This window comes from Mesorhizobium sp. CCNWLY176, assembly GCF_037153935.1.
Taxonomy (GTDB): Bacteria; Pseudomonadota; Alphaproteobacteria; order Rhizobiales; family Rhizobiaceae; genus Mesorhizobium_M; species Mesorhizobium_M zhangyense.
In genome coordinates this window covers 57,633-77,110 of sequence record NZ_JBBBDZ010000017.1, presented here as the reverse complement: position 1 = coordinate 77,110, position 19,478 = coordinate 57,633, and the positions used below count along the sequence as shown (strand labels likewise).

General features: G+C 62.4%; 22 protein-coding genes. 14 read left to right on the top strand and 8 right to left on the bottom strand.

All coding sequences use genetic code 11. The annotated features are described in order from the left end of the window. Window positions 1-232: 232 nt before the first annotated feature. The 8 genes from WBQ96_RS23600 (at window position 233) to WBQ96_RS23565 (ending at window position 6,704) form a co-directional block, all read left to right on the top strand. On the top strand, window positions 233-565 hold the full coding sequence (locus WBQ96_RS23600) for a DMT family transporter (protein WP_336553834.1): 333 nt from the start codon (window positions 233-235) through the stop codon (window positions 563-565). A gap of 129 nt (window positions 566-694) precedes the next feature. Further along, window positions 695-1,528 (top strand): tryptophan 2,3-dioxygenase, encoded by an 834-nt coding sequence (gene kynA / locus WBQ96_RS23595; protein ID WP_336553832.1) that lies wholly within the window; start codon window positions 695-697, stop codon window positions 1,526-1,528. A gap of 45 nt (window positions 1,529-1,573) precedes the next feature. Further along, window positions 1,574-2,713, top strand: a complete 1,140-nt coding sequence (locus tag WBQ96_RS23590; protein WP_336553831.1) for an ABC transporter substrate-binding protein — start codon at window positions 1,574-1,576, stop codon at window positions 2,711-2,713. Between the two features lie 186 nt (window positions 2,714-2,899). After that, window positions 2,900-3,820: a branched-chain amino acid ABC transporter permease gene (locus WBQ96_RS23585; protein ID WP_165120656.1), complete on the top strand. Its 921-nt coding sequence runs from the start codon at window positions 2,900-2,902 to the stop codon at window positions 3,818-3,820. Window positions 3,821-3,830: 10 nt separating this feature from the next. Beyond that, entirely contained in the window at window positions 3,831-4,811 is a 981-nt protein-coding gene (locus WBQ96_RS23580) for a branched-chain amino acid ABC transporter permease (RefSeq protein ID WP_336553829.1), read from the top strand. Further along, a complete protein-coding gene (locus WBQ96_RS23575; protein ID WP_336553827.1) occupies window positions 4,804-5,553 on the top strand; it encodes an ABC transporter ATP-binding protein in 750 nt (249 codons plus the stop codon). Before WBQ96_RS23580 ends, WBQ96_RS23575 begins: the two co-directional genes overlap by 8 nt. Further along, window positions 5,550-6,236 (top strand): ABC transporter ATP-binding protein, encoded by a 687-nt coding sequence (locus WBQ96_RS23570; RefSeq protein WP_336553825.1) that lies wholly within the window; start codon window positions 5,550-5,552, stop codon window positions 6,234-6,236. The genes WBQ96_RS23575 and WBQ96_RS23570 overlap by 4 nt, the downstream gene beginning before the upstream one ends. Before the next feature lie 48 nt (window positions 6,237-6,284). Then, window positions 6,285-6,704 carry a RidA family protein gene (locus tag WBQ96_RS23565; protein WP_336553823.1) on the top strand — a complete coding sequence of 140 codons (420 nt, stop codon included), beginning with the start codon at window positions 6,285-6,287 and terminating at the stop codon, window positions 6,702-6,704. Between the two features lie 314 nt (window positions 6,705-7,018). On the opposite strand, the gene WBQ96_RS23560 is transcribed toward WBQ96_RS23565, so the two are convergent. Beyond that, a complete protein-coding gene (locus WBQ96_RS23560) occupies window positions 7,019-8,215 on the bottom strand; it encodes a pyridoxal phosphate-dependent aminotransferase (protein WP_336553821.1) in 1,197 nt (398 codons plus the stop codon). 81 nt (window positions 8,216-8,296) lie between these two features. Between WBQ96_RS23560 and WBQ96_RS23555 the strand changes: the two genes are divergently transcribed. Both WBQ96_RS23555 and WBQ96_RS23550 read left to right on the top strand, forming a co-directional pair. After that, complete coding sequence (locus WBQ96_RS23555) at window positions 8,297-8,980, top strand: GNAT family N-acetyltransferase (RefSeq protein WP_336553820.1); 684 nt, start codon at window positions 8,297-8,299, stop codon at window positions 8,978-8,980. Between the two features lie 25 nt (window positions 8,981-9,005). After that, the gene (locus tag WBQ96_RS23550; protein WP_119821488.1) at window positions 9,006-9,212 is read left to right on the top strand and encodes a hypothetical protein; all 207 of its coding nucleotides are present in this window, start codon (window positions 9,006-9,008) and stop codon (window positions 9,210-9,212) included. A gap of 11 nt (window positions 9,213-9,223) precedes the next feature. Here WBQ96_RS23550 and WBQ96_RS23545 read toward each other — a convergent pair whose 3' ends face one another. Next, on the bottom strand, window positions 9,224-10,660 hold the full coding sequence (locus tag WBQ96_RS23545) for an ATP-binding protein (protein ID WP_336553818.1): 1,437 nt from the start codon (window positions 10,658-10,660) through the stop codon (window positions 9,224-9,226). Beyond that, window positions 10,657-11,373: a response regulator transcription factor gene (locus WBQ96_RS23540; protein WP_336553816.1), complete on the bottom strand. Its 717-nt coding sequence runs from the start codon at window positions 11,371-11,373 to the stop codon at window positions 10,657-10,659. The genes WBQ96_RS23545 and WBQ96_RS23540 overlap by 4 nt, the downstream gene beginning before the upstream one ends. A gap of 240 nt (window positions 11,374-11,613) precedes the next feature. Between WBQ96_RS23540 and WBQ96_RS23535 the strand changes: the two genes are divergently transcribed. After that, window positions 11,614-11,883 carry a hypothetical protein gene (locus WBQ96_RS23535; RefSeq protein WP_336553814.1) on the top strand — a complete coding sequence of 90 codons (270 nt, stop codon included), beginning with the start codon at window positions 11,614-11,616 and terminating at the stop codon, window positions 11,881-11,883. A gap of 45 nt (window positions 11,884-11,928) precedes the next feature. Next, window positions 11,929-12,183 (top strand): hypothetical protein, encoded by a 255-nt coding sequence (locus WBQ96_RS23530; RefSeq protein ID WP_336553812.1) that lies wholly within the window; start codon window positions 11,929-11,931, stop codon window positions 12,181-12,183. Window positions 12,184-12,484: 301 nt separating this feature from the next. Here WBQ96_RS23530 and WBQ96_RS23525 read toward each other — a convergent pair whose 3' ends face one another. From WBQ96_RS23525 to WBQ96_RS23510, 4 genes are all read right to left on the bottom strand, one after another. Continuing rightward, complete coding sequence (locus WBQ96_RS23525) at window positions 12,485-13,642, bottom strand: nickel/cobalt transporter (RefSeq protein ID WP_442920873.1); 1,158 nt, start codon at window positions 13,640-13,642, stop codon at window positions 12,485-12,487. Window positions 13,643-13,647: 5 nt separating this feature from the next. Beyond that, window positions 13,648-14,313 carry a DUF1007 family protein gene (locus tag WBQ96_RS23520; protein WP_336553810.1) on the bottom strand — a complete coding sequence of 222 codons (666 nt, stop codon included), beginning with the start codon at window positions 14,311-14,313 and terminating at the stop codon, window positions 13,648-13,650. Window positions 14,314-14,397: 84 nt separating this feature from the next. Then, window positions 14,398-15,297: a LysR family transcriptional regulator gene (locus WBQ96_RS23515; RefSeq protein WP_336553809.1), complete on the bottom strand. Its 900-nt coding sequence runs from the start codon at window positions 15,295-15,297 to the stop codon at window positions 14,398-14,400. Between the two features lie 3 nt (window positions 15,298-15,300). Then, entirely contained in the window at window positions 15,301-16,566 is a 1,266-nt protein-coding gene (locus WBQ96_RS23510; protein ID WP_336553807.1) for an amidase family protein, read from the bottom strand. 549 nt (window positions 16,567-17,115) lie between these two features. Between WBQ96_RS23510 and odc2 the strand changes: the two genes are divergently transcribed. Both odc2 and WBQ96_RS23500 read left to right on the top strand, forming a co-directional pair. Next, the gene (odc2, locus tag WBQ96_RS23505) at window positions 17,116-18,249 is read left to right on the top strand and encodes an ornithine/lysine decarboxylase (protein WP_336553805.1); all 1,134 of its coding nucleotides are present in this window, start codon (window positions 17,116-17,118) and stop codon (window positions 18,247-18,249) included. A gap of 156 nt (window positions 18,250-18,405) precedes the next feature. Then, a complete protein-coding gene (locus tag WBQ96_RS23500) occupies window positions 18,406-18,975 on the top strand; it encodes a GNAT family N-acetyltransferase (RefSeq protein ID WP_336553803.1) in 570 nt (189 codons plus the stop codon). A gap of 138 nt (window positions 18,976-19,113) precedes the next feature. Here WBQ96_RS23500 and WBQ96_RS23495 read toward each other — a convergent pair whose 3' ends face one another. Then, the gene (locus WBQ96_RS23495) at window positions 19,114-19,395 is read right to left on the bottom strand and encodes an SCP2 sterol-binding domain-containing protein (protein ID WP_091915223.1); all 282 of its coding nucleotides are present in this window, start codon (window positions 19,393-19,395) and stop codon (window positions 19,114-19,116) included. Window positions 19,396-19,478: the final 83 nt, after the last annotated feature.

Genomic DNA, 19,478 nt, shown 5'->3' with positions numbered 1-19,478 from the left:
ATTGCGGGTTAAGGTTTCGTTAACCGTTCAGGCGCATCATTTTTAACAGTCGGATCGGCTTATCCTCCTCCCAAGCGCGATTCACATCTGAGGGCGGTCGCCAATGACCGCCCTTTTTGTTGGGCGATCGTATCTTTGACTGGCCGTTGGCGGACAGTTCAGTCACAGGAAAGTGAACGTGACGAGGTCAGGAAGTTCTGATCATTAGAAGCCTCCTTCAACGGAGGCTCCCATGCCCGCTTACGCTATCCTTGCCCTCGCGATCATCTGCGAGGTCGTCGCCACGAGTGCGATGAAAGCCGCAGAAGGATTTACCAGACCTGGCCCGTCGGCCCTGGTGATTCTCGGCTATGCCGCGGCATTCTTCTTCCTGTCTCAAGTGCTTGACCGGATACCTCTCGGCATCGCCTACGCGATCTGGGCCGGTGGCGGAATAGCGTTGGTCGGGCTGGTCGCATGGGTCGTCTACGGGCAGCGGCCCGACCTTGCCGGCTTTGCGGGAATGGGCTTGATCATTGCCGGTGTTCTGGTCCTGAACCTGTTCTCCAAAACCAGCGCTCATTAGCTCAATCCTCTTGCGCTTGGCGGAGATATTTTAATCATAAAATTTCATGCTTGAAATGTAGCTTCCGGAGTGCAATCCTGTTGGGCAAGCAGGAGGCGATAGCAGCCTCGCCAGATTAGGGCAGGTCACATGACGCAGGCTGACAATCCCGCCCAAGGCGCCCAGATGGAATTTCGCGGGCGCATGTCCTATGGCGACTATCTTCATCTGGAAAAGGTGCTCGACGCGCAGGAGCCGCTGTCCACGGCGCATGACGAGCTTCTGTTCATCATCCAGCACCAGACATCCGAACTGTGGATGAAGCTTGCCATCCACGAAATCCGCTCGGCGATCGTGGCGATCCGCGAGGATCGCTTGCAGCCGGCCTTCAAGATGCTGACGCGGGTGGCGCGCATCTTCGAGCAGCTGAACAGCGCGTGGGACGTGCTGCGCACGATGACGCCCAGCGAATACACGCAGTTCCGCGATTCGCTCGGCCAGTCCTCCGGGTTCCAGTCCTACCAATATCGGGCGATCGAATTTCTCGCGGGCAACCGCAACAACGCGCTGCTTAAGCCGCATGCGCACCGGCCGGAAGTCCTGGGCAAGCTTGAGGACATTCTCGCGGCACCCAGTCTTTACGACGAAGCGCTGCTCCTGCTGGCGCGACAGGGTTTTGATGTCGGAGCGGATGCAACACGCACCGACTGGCGGGAAACACGGCAGGAAAGCGCTGCGGTGCTGAATGTCTGGGCTGACATCTACCGTGCGCCCGAACAGCACTGGATGCTCTACGAGCTGGCGGAAAAGCTGGTTGATTTCGAGGACTATTTCCGGCGCTGGCGCTTCAATCACGTCACCACGGTGGAGCGCATCATCGGGCTGAAGCGCGGAACCGGCGGAACCTCGGGTGTATCCTACCTGCGCAAGATGCTGGAGGTTGAACTGTTTCCGGAACTCTGGAAAGTTCGCACCGAACTCTGATTACAACAAGAAAATGCCACTCAGGAAAACAATGGGAGATTGGGAATGAAGAAGATACTTGCCGCAAGCATTCTGGCGCTGTCGCTGGCGACATCGGGCATGGCCTATGCCGACCCGCTCAAGATCGGCATGATCACCACGCTTTCGGGCGGCGGTGCCGGTCTGGGCGTCGATGCGCGCGACGGCTTCATGCTGGCGCTCAAGCAGTCTGGCGTGAAGGACATCGAGGTCGTCACCGAGGATGACGCCCAGAAGCCGGAGCTTGCCGTGCAGATTGCCGACAAGATGATCCAGAGCGACAAGGTCGATCTGCTCACCGGCATCATCTGGTCGAACCTTGCCATGGCGGTGGTGCCGAATGCGGTGGCGCAGGGCAAGTTCTATCTTTCGGTCAATGCCGGCCCGTCGGCGCTGGCGGGCGCCAAGTGCGACAAGAACTATTTCAACGTCGCCTACCAGAACGACAATTTCCATGAGGCGATGGGCAACTATGCCAACACCGCCGGCTACAAGAAGGTGTTCATCCTGGCACCGAACTATCCCGCCGGCACGGACTCGCTGAACGGCTTCAAGCGGTTCTACAAGGGCGAACTGGCCGGCGAGGTCTACACCAAGCTCGGCCAGACCGACTATGCCGCCGAGATCGCGCAGATCCGCGATTCCGGTGCCGACTCGGTGTTCTTCTTCCTGCCGGGCGGTATGGGCATCGCCTTCATGAAGCAATATGCGCAGTCGGGCGTCGAAACGCCGGTTATGGGACCGGGCTTCTCCTTCGACCAGGACGTGCTCGGCGCGATCGGCGATGCGGCGGTCGGCGTGAAGAACTCGGCCTCGTGGTCGAAGGACCTCGACAACGCCGCCAACAAGAAGTTCGTCGAAGGTTTTGAGGCCGAATACAAGCGGCTGCCTTCGATCTATGCGGCACAGGCCTATGACACGGCGAACCTGATCATCTCGGCTTCGGCCAAGGCCAGCGTCAAGGATGCGGATGCGTTCCGCGCAGCGCTGAAGGAAGCGAAGTTCGATTCCGTGCGCGGCAAGTTCAAGTTCAACACCAACAACCATCCGATCCAGGACATCTATGTCCGCGAAGTGGTGAAGGAAGGCGATGTGCTGACCAACAAGATCGTCGCCACCAGCTTCACCGACCATGAGGACGCCTACGCCAAAGACTGCAAGATGTGAGCTTCCTTCTCCCCGTTTTACGGGGAGAAGGTGCCCGAAGGCGGATGAGGGGCGGCGGAAGCGCTGACGGATATTGCTCGACACCTGTGCTGCCCCTCACCCTTACCCTCTCCCCGTAAACGGGGAGAGGGGGGACGTCGGCGTTTGCGCCTTCCAATCGAACACTCAACTAACGGAACCTGATCCTTGTCCACCGCGCTCCTGATCGAGCAAATACTGAACGGGCTGCAGTTCGGCGTCATGCTTTTCCTCATGGCGGCGGGGCTGACGCTGATCTTTGGCGTGATGGGCCTGATCAACCTTGCCCACGGCTCGCTCTACATGATCGGCGCCTTTGCCTGTGCTGCGGTGGCGGCTGCAACCGGGTCGTTCTGGCTCGGACTGGTTGCAAGCCTGGCTGCGGCAGCGGCAGCCGGGGCGCTGGTCGAGCTTGTCGTGATCCGACGGCTTTACGACCGCGACCATCTCGACCAGGTGCTTGCCACCTTCGCGCTGATCCTGATCTTTTCGGAAGGCACGCGCTGGCTGTTCGGCTCCTTTCCGCTCTATCTCGACATTCCCTCCGCACTTTCGGGCGCGGTGCAACTGCCGGGTGGAGGGCGCTATCCGCTCTACCGGCTGACCATCATCGGCGTCGGCATCGCTGTTGCCGTCGGGCTTTACCTGCTGATCTCCAAGACGCGGCTCGGCATGCGCATCCGCGCCGGCGAGTCCGACCGCGAGATGATCGCAGCGTTGGGCGTCGATATCCGCACGCTCTACACGGTCGTCTTCGCGTTGGGTGCGGCCCTTGCCGGACTTGCCGGCGCGTTGGTCGGTGCGCTGCAATCGGTGCAGGTCGGCATGGGCGAGCCCGTGCTGATCCTCGCCTTCGTCGTCATCGTCATCGGCGGCATTGGTTCGATCAAGGGCGCGCTGGTGGGCGCGATCCTTGTCGGACTGGTCGATACGCTCGGGCGGTTTCTGCTGCCAAAACTGTTCGCGGCTTTCATGGGGCCGGCGCAGGGCGCGACGGCGGGGGCCGCGATTGCCTCGATGCTGATCTATATCGTCATGGCGCTTATTCTGGCGTTCCGGCCCAAGGGCCTGTTCGCGGCCAATGCGTGACGGGCAAGCCATGAGCCGCGAAACCCTGATCAACATTTTTCTCGCCGCAGCACTTCTGGCGCTGCCTTTCATCGCAATCGCGATGGAGGAGCCGTTCTACATCACGCTCGCGACCCGCATGGCGATCCTCGCTCTCGCGGCAGTGGGGCTGAACATAGCGCTCGGGCTCGGCGGACTGATCTCCTTCGGCCATGCCGCGTTCTTCGGCTACGGCGGCTATGTTGCCGGCATCTTCGCCAGCCATGCCTTCAACATGGAGCCGATGTTTTCGGTGCCATTCGAATTTTCCGGCAGCGACCAGATGCCGGTGATCTGGCTGGCGGCGATGCTGGTCAGTGTTTTCGTGGCCATTCCGATCGGCGCGATCAGCCTCAGAACATCCGGCGTCTATTTCATCATGATCACGCTCGCTTTCGCGCAGATGATCTACTACTTCGCCATCTCCTGGCCGGCCTATGGCGGCGAGGACGGGCTTTCCATCATCACGCGCAACGGCTTTCCCGGCGTCAACACCGCCAATCCGCTGAGCTTCTTCCTGATCTGCTACGGCGTGCTGGCGGCTGCCCTGCTCATGTTCTGGCTGATCCGGAATTCGCGTTTCGGTGCAGCCCTTCAGGCCGGACGGCAGAACGAGCAGCGCCTTGCCGCTGTCGGCATCGTGCCGTTCAGTGTGCGGCTGGTGGCGTTCGCGATCTCGGCGGCGATCACCGGGCTGGCCGGCGCGCTGTTTGCCGATCTCAACCGCTTCGTCAGCCCGTCCATGCTGTCCTGGCACATGTCGGGCGAGTTGATCGTGCTGATTATCCTTGGCGGTACGGCGCGGCTGTTCGGCCCGGTGGCAGGTGCGATTCTGTTCGTGCTGTTCGAGTTCGCGCTCGGCGGCATCACCGAACACTGGCAGTTCTTCCTCGGGCTGATCCTGCTTGGCGTCGTGCTGTTCGCCCGCGGCGGGCTGATCGGCCTCGTCGCCGGAAAGGCGCGTCATGGCTGACACCGTCCTGTCCATTCGCGACCTGAAAAAGACCTTTGGCGCGCTGAAGGCGACCGACGGGGTGAGCATCGATTTGCGCCCCGGCGAAATCCACGCGCTGATCGGGCCGAACGGCGCCGGCAAGACGACGCTGATCCACCAGATTTCCGGCTCGATCAAGCCGGACAGCGGTTCGGTGCATTTCCTCGGTGAGGATGTCAGCCGGCTCGGCGTTGCGGCGCGCGCCCGGCGCGGGCTTGGCCGAAGCTTCCAGATATCGTCGCTGGCCCCCGAATTCTCGGCGCTGCGCAATGTCATGCTGGCAGTGCAATCGCGGCAGGGCTCGAGCTTCCGCTTCCTGCGCCCGGTGATGGGCGACAAGTCGCTGACCGAGCCGGCGATGGCGATGCTGGAGCGCACCGGGCTTGCCGCCCGCGCGCAGGTGCCGGCGGCGGCCCTTTCGCATGGCGAGCGGCGGCAACTGGAGATCGCGATCGCGCTGGCGCTTGGATCGAAGGCGTTCCTGTTCGATGAGCCGATGGCCGGCATGGGGCCGGAAGGCTCGAAGGCGCTGACGGCATTCCTCGACAAATTGCGCCATGAAGCGCCGATCCTTCTGGTCGAGCACGACATGGATGCGGTGTTTGCGCTGGCCGACCGCATTTCGGTGCTCGTCTACGGCCGCATCATCGCCAGCGGCACGGTCGATGAAATCCGCAACGACCCGGAAGTGCGCCGCGCCTATCTCGGGGAAGCGTCATGAGCCTTCTCGAAATATCCGGGCTGGAAAGTTTTTACGGCGCTTCGCAGGCGCTGTTCGGGGTCAATCTCAGGGTTGCCGAGGGTGAGGTCGTGGCGCTGATGGGCCGTAACGGCATGGGTAAGACGACGACGATCGGCTCCGTGCTCGGGCTCGTGCGGCCGCGCAACGGGGCGATCCGGCTGTCGGGGAAAGATGTCGCCGGCATGCAGCCGCATCGCATCGCCCGTCTCGGCGTCGGGCTGGTGCCGGAAGGGCGGCGCTGTTTTCCGAACCTCACCGTGCACGAAAATCTCGTTGCCGCAGCAAGGCCCGGCGTCTGGACGCTGGCCCGCATCAACGAGCTTTTCCCGCGCCTGGAAGAGCGGCGCGACCAGTATGCCAACACGCTTTCGGGCGGCGAGCAGCAGATGCTGGCGGTGAGCCGCGCGCTGATGACCAACCCGAAGCTGCTGATCCTCGACGAAGCTACCGAAGGGCTGGCGCCGGTGATCCGGCAGGATATCTGGGCCGCGATCCGCCGGCTGAAGGCGGAAGGCCAGTCGATCCTGGTAGTCGACAAGACGCTTTCCGAACTGCTGCCGGTGGCCGACCGCTGCTTCGTTCTGGAAAAAGGCCGGACGGTGTTTTCCGGGCGGCCGAATGAACTGACCGCAGATTTGCAGGACCGTTATCTCGGCGTCTGAGCCGCCGACAACAAGAAGCCGATAGCAAGAACAGGACTGGAGACGACCATGACCGAAGCTACCAACCATCAGGTGCTTCACCCGACCAACTGGAAGGCTGCCAAGGGCTATGCCAACGGCATCGTTGCGGAAGGGCGCGTGGTCTATCTCGGCGGACAGATCGGCTGGACGGGCGATCAGGTGTTCGAAGCCAAGGACCTTGCCGGCCAGACGCGGCAAACCCTGCGCAACATCTTGGACATTCTGAAAGAGGGCGGCGGCCGGCCCGAGCATATCGTCAAGATGACCTGGTACATCACCGACAAGGCCGAATATCTCGCCAATCTGCGCGAGATCGGCGTCGCCTATCGCGACGTCATGGGCAAGCACTATCCGGCGATGGCCATGGTGCAGGTGGTGGCGTTGATTGAGGACGAGGCGAAGGTGGAGATCGAGGCGACGGCGGTGCTGCCGGCTAAGCAGGTGTGATGGTCGTCTTGAGGGGTTCTGGTGTCGGTCGCCTGTCTCTGGACCGTTGGCTACTTCGTTTGCGTTCTGGCATGGATTCCCGACACTCTCCGCTCGTTCCTCGCTCACGAGGTCGAGAATGACGAACTTCCTGGGACGCCCTCTGCAAATGGCTGCCGTTGAAGATGAGCGGAGGGCATAAGTGCATTCGTCATTCTCGACCTCGTGAGCGAGCGTCAACAAAGCAGAGAGTGTCGGGAATCCATGCCTGAACGGAGAAGAGCTTCAGCGGTGCAGAATCCCTCCCGAAGGCAAATCTCAGGTCAAAGACTCAGTCAGCCCGCCTTCGTCCGCTCCAGAAAATCCCCGATCCGTTCCAGCGCGCGCAGGATGTTTTCTTCCGAATTGGCGTAGGAAAGGCGGATGTAGCCTTCGCCGAGGACGCCGAAATCCGGTCCGCCGATGAGCGCGACGCCGGCTTCCTCGAGCAGGGCGGAGGCCAGTTTCTTGGCCTTCCAGCCGGTCTTTTCGATGTTGGGGAAGGCGTAGAAGGCGCCCTTGGGGGTGATGCAGGAAACATTCGGCAGGCCGTTCAGCCCCTCGACCACGGTTTTGCGGCGGCGGTCGAAGGCGCGCATCATCTTGTCCACCTCGTCCTGCGGGCCGTCGATGGCCGCGATGCCGGCATACTGGCTCGGGGCGTTGACGCAGGACCAGCAATTGACCGCCAGCTTACGCACCTTGTCGTAGAGATGGTTGCTTGCCGGTGAGTTCGGCCAGATCGACCAGCCCATGCGCCAGCCGGTCATCGCCCAGGTCTTGGACCAGCCATTGAGGATGATCAGCCGGTCGCGGATTTCGGGGAATTGCAGCAGCGAGCAATGCGTCTCGCCGTCATAGGTCATGACGTCGTAAATTTCGTCGGACATGATGGCGACATGCGGGTGCGCTTCCAGCCCCTTGACCAGCTTTTCGATCTCGGCGCGCGGGGTGACGCCGCCGGTCGGGTTGGCGGGAGAGTTGAGGATCAGAAGGCGTGTCTTCGGTGTGATCAGCGACAGCGTCTCCTCGGCCGAAAAGGCAAAGCCGTTGGCCTCGCGCATCGGCACCGGAACGGGTTTTGCGCCGGTAAATTCGATCATCGAGCGGTAGATCGGGAAGCCGGGATCGGGATAGAGGATTTCCGCGCCCGGCTCGCCGAACATCAGGATCGCGGCGAACATGGTGGGCTTGCCGCCGGGCATGATCATGATGTTTTCCGGCGAGACCTCGATGCCGGTGAGCGCCAGCGTGCGCCTGGCGACGGCTTCACGGGTGGCGAGCAGGCCGTTTGCCGGCGTGTAGCCATGGTGGCCGTCGCGCAGCGCCTTGATCGCGGCTTCAACGATGTGCTGCGGCGTGCTGAAATCGGGCTGGCCGATGCCGAGATTGATGATGTCGCGCCCTTCATGGGCAAGCGCTGTCGCGCGGGCCAGAACCGCGAAGGCATTTTCTTCGCCGAGGCGATCGAAGGCCGCAATCGTTTGGAGCATTTTTCCTGTCCGTGTGGTTCTGTCGTCGGGCAGGCGTTTTTGTGAGTGTCGAGGCCAGCAAAGTCAATCGCAGGAGCGAATATGTCCGTCGATCTGAAGAACTGGCAGCCAAGACCGCGTCCGAGCCGAGAGGTTATCGAGGGCCGTTACGTCCGGCTGGAGCCGCTGGACGCGGCAAGGCATGGCGATGGGCTGTTCGAAGCGTCGTCGGTGCCTGACGCCGGCGAGCGGTTTCGCTGGCTGCCGGAGTTTCCGCCGCAAACCCGCACGGACTTCCAGCCCTGGCTGGACAGGGTGCAGGCCAGTGAAGACCCGCTTTTCTTTACCGTCATCGACAAGGCCAGTGGCAAGATCGCCGGGCGCCAGACCTTGATGCGCATCGATGCCGCCAATGGCGTCATCGAGATCGGCAATATCTATTGGGGGCCGATCATCTCGCGCAAGCCGGCGGCGACCGAGGCGCAGTGTCTGTTCATGAAATACGCCTTCGATACGCTCGGCTACCGTCGCTACGAGTGGAAATGCAACAATGCCAACCTTCCGTCGAAGCGGGCGGCCGATCGCTTCGGGTTCCAGTTCGAGGGGATTTTCCGCCAGCATCTGGTGGTAAAGGGCGAAAACCGCGACACGGCGTGGTATTCGGTGATCGACACGGAATGGCCTGCGCTGAAACGCGCCTATGAGGCGTGGCTCGATCCGGCTAATTACGACGCCGAGGGCAAGCAGAAGCGGCGGCTGGAAGATTTCCGCGCCGAGGCCGCATAAGCAGAGGGCGCATTGGATGGTGATGATGGACGGGAAGAACCGTAATGCGGCGATCGCGGCAGCCGTGATCCTGCTGGGCTTCGGCATTGTCGGCTATTTCCTGCCTACGATCATGCTGGCGGTGGGCAACAAGTCGCCGGCAGCGGCAGGCGTGGTGGCGGTACTGTTCGTTGCCGCGTTCTTCCTGGTCTTCTGGTTGCGTGGCCGCAGCCAAGCCAGGAAGCGGGACTGATAATTCACGCATCACTGTGCGGCGTGCAGTTGCGCGCCTTTTGCCAGCGGTATCGTCAGCTCGGCGCGCAGGCCGCCGCCGGTCCTGTTGTGCAGCCGGACGTCGCCACCGAAGCGCCGTGCGATGTTGCGGGCGATCGTCAGGCCGAGGCCGAAGCCGCCGGTCTCGCGGTTGCGTGAGGCCTCGACGCGGGCGAAGGGCCGGAAAATCTTCTCCATCTGGCCTTCCGGAATGCCCGGCCCATCGTCGTCGATGGTGAGCAGGATTTCCGTCTCGTTTTGCGACAGGGCAAGGCGTGCCTTGCCGCCATATTTGACGGCGTTGTCGACGAGGTTCGTCACGCAGCGGCGTAGCGCCACGGTTCGGCCATAGCAGACCAGGCCGCGGGCGTGCCTGCGCGAGCCGTCGAAGACGACCTGCGGATTTCCGTCGGCGACCGAATCGACCAGCGACCAGAAATCGATGCGCTCCGGTTCCTCGCCCTTGGCCTCGTAGGTCGCGAAATCGAGCACCGATGACGAGATCGCCTCGATATCGGCAAGGTTCTGCATCAGCGCGGTGCGCAGCGGCGAATTGCGCAGAAGCTCAAGCCGCAGGCGGATGCGGGTCAGTGGCGTCCTGAGATCGTGGGCGAGTGCTGCAGCAAGCAGTTCGCGGTCCTCGACATATTCGCGCAGCCTTGCCTGCATGGTGTTGACCGCGCGGGCGGCGGATTTGTATTCGCTGCTGCCGCGCTCGGCCAGCGGCGGGCTTTTCAGGTCGTCGCCGATGCGCCGAACGGCACTTTCAAGCGCGCGATAGGGCGCGGTGAGGCGGCGCAGCGACCATATCGAAAGCAACACCACAAGTGCGGCGACGGAGCCGTAAAGCGGCAGGCTGTCCGTGGTCAGGATCGGGCTGAGCGGCGTCGACGGCATGACGAAATTGAGCCACTGGCCGTCCTTGAACTCGATCGAGGCGACCAGCGTATCGGTCTTGTTGAAATCGGCGGAAAGATCGAGCAGTTCCCGTTCGATGCCGCCGAGATTGTCGTCGGGTTCGGTGACCTTGTGCTTGGGATGTTCCTGCGCCTGCGCGCTTTCGCGGCGTACGCGCGCTTCCTCGACGCCGAATTTCGTCAGCCGGCCGACAATGACGTCCTCCAGCTCGGCCATCTCGTCGTCGGCTGGTATCGAAGAGATGATCGCCGGGGTGTCCGAGACCGAGAGGACATAAGGCGTGACGGACAATCCCGCCGCGACGCGTTTTCGCTCCTCCGGCGAGGCTGCATACATCAGCTTGACCAGCGACAGTGCGCGGTCGTTGAGCCGGAACAGGTCGAGAATGTTGTTGGAGGCGACGCGCTCGCGCGAGACTATGGACAGCGTAGAAACCTGGATCGCCAGCAGACCGGCGATGACGATCAGCAGAACCCAGGCGGGCAGGGATCGGGGCAGGAGCCACTTCATTCGGCTGCGACCTCGGGCACGAACTGGTAGCCGCCGCCGCGCACGGTGAGGATCAGCTTGGGCGAGCGCGGATCGTCTTCCATCTTGCGGCGCAGGCGGCTGACGAGAATGTCGACGCTGCGGTCGTAGCTGTAGTCGCCGTTCTGGTTCGACAGTTCGACGAGCTGGTCGCGGCTCAGCACGCGCTGGCCGCTGCGCACGAGCGTCTGCAACAGGTTGAACTCGGCGGTGGTAAGTTCGACGCGAACCTCATCGGGCCGCAGCAGCCGGCGGCGGGCGGAATCCAGCGTCCAACCGGCGAATTTATAGATCTGTGGAACGGGCCTGTGCCCGCCCCCATTGGTGCCGGGGCGGCGCAGCACGGCGCGCGTGCGGGCGAGCAGTTCCCTTGGGTCGAAGGGTTTGGGCACATAGTCGTCGGCGCCCATCTCCAGCCCGACGACGCGGTCGATGGTCTCGGTGACGGCGGTCAGCATGATGATCGGGATTTTCGAATGCGTGCGCAGGTCGCGGCAAATGTCGAGCCCGCTCTTTCCCGGCAGCATGACGTCGAGGATGATCAGGTCGACGGGTGCGCGGCGCAGTTCGGCCTGCATCTCGTCATCGTCGCGGGCAGCCGACACGCGCATGCCGTGCTTCTGGAAGAATTCCTGAAGCAGGTCGCGGATTTCCTTGTCGTCGTCGACGATGAGGATATGGGCGTCGGTTTTCAAAGGCGTTGTTTTCCCAGGCTCAAGCGAGAATGCATCTGCTCCGACCATGGCAGAATAAGGACGGGTTTGGGAGCGGTCGGCAGGCAGAAAAGCGTGCGGAATTCGGCTGTTACAATCCAGAAACAAAACTCTGCAATCGGGAAAAATACCCGCAAAAACGATCCGTCATAACAACCGTGCTGCTCAGGGCGTCTGAGGTGTCGGTTAGGGATCAAAATGCGAAAGCTCGTGGCCAGTTCGATGATCGTTCTGCTCAGCGCGTTTTCGCTTGGCGCTGCCACCGAACAACCAATGGCGAAAAGCCCGGTAACCCGGACCGATCGCTGCAACAGCCTGCAGCAGCAGTTCGCTAACGCAATAACCAACCACGCTGAGGCAAAACGGGCCACCGAAGCGAAAGCTCTTCAGAAAAAAGCGACGAAATTCTGTGCCGGCAAAGAGCAGGCCCAGGGCATTCGCGCCTACGCCACTGCACTGAAGATGCTGGGAGTTTCACCGGTCGATCCCTGACCGACGAAACTCCACCCAGGCCCTTGTGAAAAAAGGAAACGTATCATGACCATCAACAAGACCCTCCTTTCCGCCGTCGGCATGGCCGTTGCTCTCACCTTCTCGGCTCCGGTTCTGACCGCTACGAGCGCCAACGCTGCCGGCGCCACGATGGCCCAGCCTTCGACGACCGCCACCACGCCGCTGGTGAAGAAAGCCACGCTGAAGAAGCCGGTTCATCACAAGAAGGTTTCGCACAAGAAGCATAAGAAGCACGCCAAGAAGGCGGCTCCGAAGACGGAAACCCCAGCCGTCCAGTAATCCCTGTCGGATCTTTCCCCCCAAGATCCGAACGATTCCGCCCTGGCGTGTATTGCGTCCAGGGCGGAATTTTTTTGTGTTTGAGGGTGGGGGGTGTGAAGAATCAGCGGCGTCCCCCTCTCCGTCTCGGCTTCGCCGAGCCACCTCTCCCCCGCTTTGCGGGGGCGAGGAACCCAAGTCCTGAGGGGGCGCGGCCTTGCAGAACCCAGGTTCCTCGCCCCCATGAAATGGGGGAGAGGTGGCTCGGCGAAGCCGAGACGGAGAGGGGGAGAACGGTGAAGAAGCCGAACCGTAAAACCGGCTAAACCGTCAAACTCGCCGTCAACAACAGCAGGCCGAGCACGAACACCAGCCCGGCGCCGCCGATTTCGATGGTGGTGTGGATGCGGTTGCCGAGGCGGCCGTCGCCGGCTGCCGCCACTGCCCAGTTTTTGGCGGTGACCGCCAGCGTGGCGAGTGCTGAAACGGTGATCGCCGTGCCGAGCGCCATGGCGAAGACCGACAGGATGCCGCCGGCCCAGATGCCGTTGAGGAAGGCGAAGGTCAGCACGATCAGCGCGCCCGAGCACGGCCGCAGGCCGACTGCAGTCACCGCCGACCATGCCGTCTTCCAGTCGAAATGGTCGCCCGAAATCATCGCCGGGTCCGGCGCATGGGAATGGCCGCAGCTCTCGCAGACCTGACCGGCTGCATGACTGTGCGCATGGGAATGACCGTGCAACGTCGCGTGACTATGGACATGGGCGTGGCTGTGTGCGTGCGAGTGACCGTGAGCATGATCGTGGTGGTCATGCGCATGTGAGGGATGATCGCAGGCGTGGTCATGATGGTTGTGATCGTGGCCGGCGTGTGCATGCGCGTGGGCATGTGCCGCCGAAAGGCTGTGCGCCGGGTTGGCGCCGAACCAGCCGCGCACCAGCGGGCCGGCCTTGCGCCAGAGCAGCCATGCGCCGAACAGGGTGATCAGCACATAGCTCGAGACTTCGAGGAACCAGGTCGCCTTGGTCATCGATATGGAAGTGCCACGCAGCACGAGGAACAGCAGCGCCATCATGACGATTGCGGTCAGTGCCTGGAGGAAGGCGGAGATGAAGGACAGCATGATGCCGCGCCGGAGCGCGACTTCGTTGGCGAGCATGTAAGATGAAATGACCGCCTTGCCGTGGCCGGGGCCGGCGGCGTGGAAAATGCCGTAGGTGAAGGACAGCCCGACCAGAACCCACATCTGGCCGCCATTGTCGCGCATCGCCTTCATCGCGCCGGTCAGGGAGCGGTAGAATGCCTGCTGCTGCGCGTTGATCCAGTTCATCCAGCCGGCGAACAGTCCGGTCGAGGGGATCATGGCTTCGTTGGTGCCGATGCCGAGCGAGCTTTGCGCGTGGGCGAGGCCGGCGAAATGGGTGAGCACATAGGCAATCGCCAGGGTAGCAAACACCACGCGGATGGTCGTCTTCTTCACGGGGTCTATCCTTTGGCTGTGCAGTTCAGTTCAAGGCGGGTCGCAAAAATCTTGCTCATGTCGGTGCCGGTCGGGTCGTTGAAGAAGGCATCGGTGAGCGTCGACTGGTTCTGGGCGATCGCCGTGTCGGGATCGGGGCGGATGACCTGCTTCGTGCACATGGGCGGCAGGTTCGCCACGGACATGTTGTCATCCTCGGTGAAATCGATCGCCGTGTAGAAGGTCGGGTCATAGACGCCGAAGTCGATCTTGCCCGACAGCTTCAGCGGTTTGTCCGGCTCGGACTCGAACAGCACGATGAGCTGGTCGTTCTCGTAATTGGCCATGAGATGAGCCGGCGGCTTCATCTTCACATCCTTGCCGTTGGCGGTCACGATCTGGAAGTAGCCGTACTCGCCAAGCGAGGTGAAGATGGTGTTGGCGACTTCCTTGAGCTCGCTATCGTCGAGCTTCAGGTCGGAGTTCTTGTCGAACTCCATCAGCACGGTAGACGAAAACAGGTCGTCGAAGCGCCACAGATGCCGCAGCGACTTCACCGTGTGGTCGGGGTTGAGCACGACATCGAGCCGCGCTTCGGCAAAGACATGCGGATGGACGCTGGCCGGAACGGTCGAGACCACAAGGGCCGCTGCAGCCGAAGCCAGAATCGCCGTTCGCATTTTCAGCTTCATAAGCAGTCGCATTCCAGTCTGGGAGTAAGGATAGGGAGAGTTACCAGAAACCCGGCGAAATTGGGACCGTTTTGCGACAGGCAATCAAGCGTGATCGCGCGGTTTGAACCACTGTACGAGGAAATCGACGAAGACGCGGACCTTCGCCGGCAGGTAGCGGCGGTGCGGGTAGACCGCGAAAATGCCGCCGCCCGTGAGGATGCGATCGTCGAGGATAGGCACCAGCCGGCCAGCCTCTATATCAGGCGCGGCGATGAAATCAGGGAGGATCGAAAAGCCGAGGCCGGAAAGGGCGGCAGCGCGGGCGGCGAGCGGGCTGTTGACCTCCATCGGGCCGGTCACGGACACGGTGATGGTTTCGCCATTGTCGCCCAGGAACGGCCAGTTTGAGAGCCAGCGGCCATTGGTGTCGATGATGCAGGGCAGGCGGGCGAGATCCTGTGGCCGGGCCGGTTTGCCGTGCAGTTCGATGAGTTCGGGCGAGCCGCAAAGCCGCACCGAAAACGGCGACAGGCGCCGCGCGATGAGCGACGAGTTTTCCAGCCGCGAGATGCGGATGGCGAGGTCGAAGCCTTCCTCGACCAGATCGACGAAGCGGTCGTCGAGATGGATTTCCAGCACGATCTCGGGATGCGCCTTGGCGAAGTCGATGAGCGACTGACCGATCGGCGCGTCGGCGAAAGTGCGCGGCGCGGACAGTTTTATACGCCCGCGCACGTCGCCGGAGGATTCGCGCACTGCGTCGGCCAGGCTGTCGACCTCGCGGACGATTTCGGAGGCGCGGCGATAATAGGTGTGGCCGGCCTCGGTCAGCGAGAACTGCCGCGTCGTGCGGTTGAGCAGCAGCGCGCCGAGCTCGTCTTCCAGCTCGCGGACATATTTCGAAAGCAACGCCTTGGAGCGGCCGATCTTGCGGGCGGCGGCCGAAAAACCTTCGGCCTCGACCACGTCGATGAAGGCGCGCATGCGGGTTAGCGTGTCCATGGCTTAGCCTTTGTTGTTCGATTCGAGGATGCGCTTGCCCAGCGAAATCAAGTGCAGGTCGCTGTTGGACGGGCCGAGCAGCGACACTCCGAAGGGGGCGCCATGGACCGTGCCGAGCGGCAGCGTGATCTGCGGGAAGCCGGACAGGCCGGAGAGGCAGAGCAGGCGCAAGGCGCGCTCGCGATAGGCGAGGAGGTTTTCGGGCGTATCGGCTTTCAGCGGGGCAGCACCCGGAACGGTCGGCAGGACGAGTATGCCGTCATCGCAGAGCAGGTCGTGCAGTTCGGCGCGAAAGGCGGTGCGGGTGGCGTTTGCATCGACCAGCGCCTGATCATCTATCGTCGTGGCGAAGCGGAAGCGGTCTTCGACGCCCTTGCCAAGACTGCCGGGATGGGCCGAAATCCAGTCGCCGTGATTGGCCCATGCCTCGCGCGCCTGGATTTTGCGGAAGGACCAGTAGAGGTCGTCCGGAGTTTGGGTGAGGGGCTTGGCCGGTTTCGCCTCGCCGAGAGCGGCGGTGACGATAGCGAGCATTCGACGGTATTCGGTTGCTTCGGTGTTGCCGAGGACGAGTTGGTCGAGGGCAGCAAGGCGCAGAAGTTTTGCCTGTGCCTTATGGTGAGACGCGGCGGCGGTTTCGCCACCCCCACCCCGTCCGGCTTCGCCGTCCGACCCTCCCCGCAAGGGGGAGGGTGGCGCGCTGAGCACCAGCTCCGCCACCTTTTCGTATGTCTCTATATCTTTCGCGAACCAGCCGAAGGTGTCGAGCGATGGGGCGAGTGGCATCGTGCCTTCGAGCGAGATGCGACCATGGGAGGTGCGCAGGCCGACCAGTCCGCAGAAGCTCGCCGGTGCGCGGATCGAGCCGCCGGTATCGGAACCCGTGGCGATGTCGGCGAGCCTGCCTGCGACGGCCGCGACAGAGCCGGAAGACGAGCCGCCGGTGACGCGGTCGGGGGCGGCGGAGTTCACCGGTTCGGGAAAATGCGAATTCTGGCCCATCAGCGAAAAGGCGAATTCGTCGGTCTGCGTCTTGCCGAGGAAATGCGCGCCGGCATCGAGAATCAATTGCACGGCCGGCGCTGTTTTCGTGGCCGGTGCGGTCTCCGTGAATTTCTGTGGGTTGCCGCAGCCGGTGCGATAGCCCGCAACGTCGAATATATCCTTCACGGCAAGGCCGAGGCCAGCCAAAGGTCCGGTTTCGCCATTGGAAACAGGCACTTGCGGGACATCAAGGAAGGCGTTGAGAGGATCGCGCATGGCCTGCATTGTTCAATGATTCACAACGATTTGGCCAGCCTTGTTCGACAACTGAAAATTTACAAGCTGCGATACGATTTTTGTTGATTGTGACAGACGCGACTCCTATATCGCGCTTGCCCAAAGTCGCACGTGCCTGTGGGTGTCCGCCGATCCTCGAATGGTGAGGGAAATCGGTAAGGTAACTGGAGCTAACCCCTCCAGTCGGTTTAGCGGCCAACCGCAAAATCGAGGACACCTTGAAGCAACGACGGTGCGGGCCTTTCTGGTGTTCTGCCGGTTGTCCAAAAACCGGGGTTACTGAAGAGGCACACCCTCATTGCCGGCAGTGCGGAACGGGTCTCCCAATCCAAGCCAAGGCAGACAAAGCGAACCGAAGCCGGGCAAGGCTAGGTTCACCGCCGCGTGACGCACGCTCATGGTTCCGGGGTCTCCACCGGCTGGTTCCATGAAAATGTGATCGCGCCTTTGTCCACCGCGGATTCCGTGGCCGATGTCGGCCGCGCCGCAGCTTGATTTCGCGCGCCTGAAAGCCGCGCATTCGCATTGGAGAGACCCATGGCCACGCAGCGCATCCTCGACTTCCTCGCCACCCGACGTCCCGAAGGCCCGTGCCTCGTTCTGGACCTCGATGTCGTGCGCGAAAATTTCCATGCCTTCGAAAAGGCGCTGCCGGATTCCAAGATCTATTACGCCGTGAAGGCAAACCCCGCGCCTGAAATTCTGCGCCTGCTTGCCTCGCTGGGCTCGTCCTTCGACACCGCTTCAGTCGCCGAGGTCGAGATGGCGATGGATGCGGGTGCTCCGGCCGAGCGCATCTCCTTCGGCAACACCATCAAGAAGGAGCGCGACGTTGCGCGCGCCTATGAGCTCGGCATTCGCCTGTTCGCCGTCGATTGCGTCGAAGAGGTCGAGAAGATCGCCCGCGTCGCACCCGGCGCCCGCGTGTTCTGCCGCGTGCTGACCGATGGCGAGGGTGCCGAGTGGCCGCTGTCGCGCAAATTCGGCTGCGTGCCGGCGATGGCCGTCGACGTGCTGCGCCATGCCAAGGCGCTCGGCCTCGACGCCTATGGCGTGTCGTTCCACGTTGGCTCCCAGCAGACCGACCTTGCCGCCTGGGACCGCGCGCTCGCCGATGCCAAGGCCGTGTTCGAGGCGCTGGCGCGCGAAGGCATCACGCTGAAGATGGTCAATATGGGCGGCGGTTTCCCGACCCGTTACCTGAAGGACGTGCCGACCGCACGCGCTTATGGCGAGGCGATCTTCTCGGCGCTGCGCAAGCATTTCGGCAACCGCATCCCGGAGACCATCATCGAGCCGGGCCGCGGCATGGTGGGCAATGCCGGCGTCATCAAGTCGGAAGTCGTGCTGATTTCGAAGAAGGCCGACAACGACAATGTGCGCTGGGTGTTCCTCGACATCGGCAAGTTCGGCGGTCTCGCCGAGACGATGGACGAGGCGATCCGCTACCCGATCGTCACGCCGCGCGATGGCGATGCAGTTGCACCTTGCGTGCTCGCCGGCCCGACCTGCGATTCGGCCGACGTGATGTACGAGAAGGCGCCGTATCCGCTGCCGCTGTCGCTGACCATCGGCGACGAAGTGCTGATCGAAGGCACCGGCGCCTATACGACGACCTACTCGGCGGTCGCCTTCAACGGCTTCGAGCCTCTCCGATCCTACGTGATCTGACGGGCTCGCTTGCCTGTCGCCCAAAAGTGCCTCGCGGTTTTGGGACAACGACAGGCAGGAAGGATGAGCCCCTCAGGTCACCCCGTTCGCCGGCGGATTTTTAGCCGGCGAGGGGTTTGCTCGTGGAACAATCTCCGCTTGTGAAGGATCGCGGATATGGAAGTCTCTGAAATCACCGGCAAAGCGCCGGCATTTATAATCATCGCCGAAACCGTGGCCGACGTGGCGGCGCGCGAAGCGCTGCTCGACCGCGCCATGGGACCGAGGCGCAAGAAGAAGTCTTCGGAAAAGCTGCGGCGTGGCCGGCGGCCATCCGAAGGTCTGGCGTTCGTCGCGCGTGACGCAGAGGGCATGGTCATCGGCACCGTGCGGCTGTGGGACGTGGCCATGGGTGATGCTCACACGCGCGCGCTGCTGCTTGGCCCGCTGGCGGTCGATCCGTCGCTGAAGAGCGGTGGCGTCGGCTCGGCACTGATGCGTCATGCGATTGCCGAGGCAGGACGCCTCGGCCACCGCGCTATCCTGCTGGTAGGTGATGCGCCTTACTATGCGCGGTTCGGCTTCTCGGCTGAGAAGACCGGTTCGCTCGCCATGCCTGGCCCCTATGAGCAGCATCGCTTCCTGGCGCTGGAGCTTGCCGAGGGCGCGTTGGATGGCGTGGCTGGCGTGCTGAAAGCTGCCGGTCGCAAGCAGAGGAAGATCGAGCGATTGTCGCTCGCAGCCTAGGATATGTTGATATTCACGCCATGACGGGCCTGCAAACTCGTCCTGAGCTGAATCTCCACACACCCTAAAACACGGCCATAAACGAAAAAGCCCGGCAGCTTTGCAGCGCCGGGCCTTTTTGTTTGATTGGCCGTTCGGTCAGATGACCTGGCTGAGCGCCATGGCAACCGTCATGTCGCCCTCGACCTTGATCTTGCCGCTCATGAACGCCATCGTCGGGTTCAGTTCGCCGGCAACCAGCGACTCGAGGTCGTCGAGGCTGAGCTTGATGGTGCAGTCGGCAGGCGCGTCGGTGGTCGAGATGCTTGCACCGTCGATGACGATGACGCCGTCGCCGCCGGTATCGAACTTTACCGAGCGGTCGAAGCCGGAGCTTTCCACCTTGGACCGGATTTTTTCAACAACAGCTTCTACGCTCATGGCAATGCTCCCTTGTCTCGTGATGTGGCGCGCGGCGACGCCGTTTCGGATGTGCCTCGGCATCTGCCGCAGCACCGTAAAGT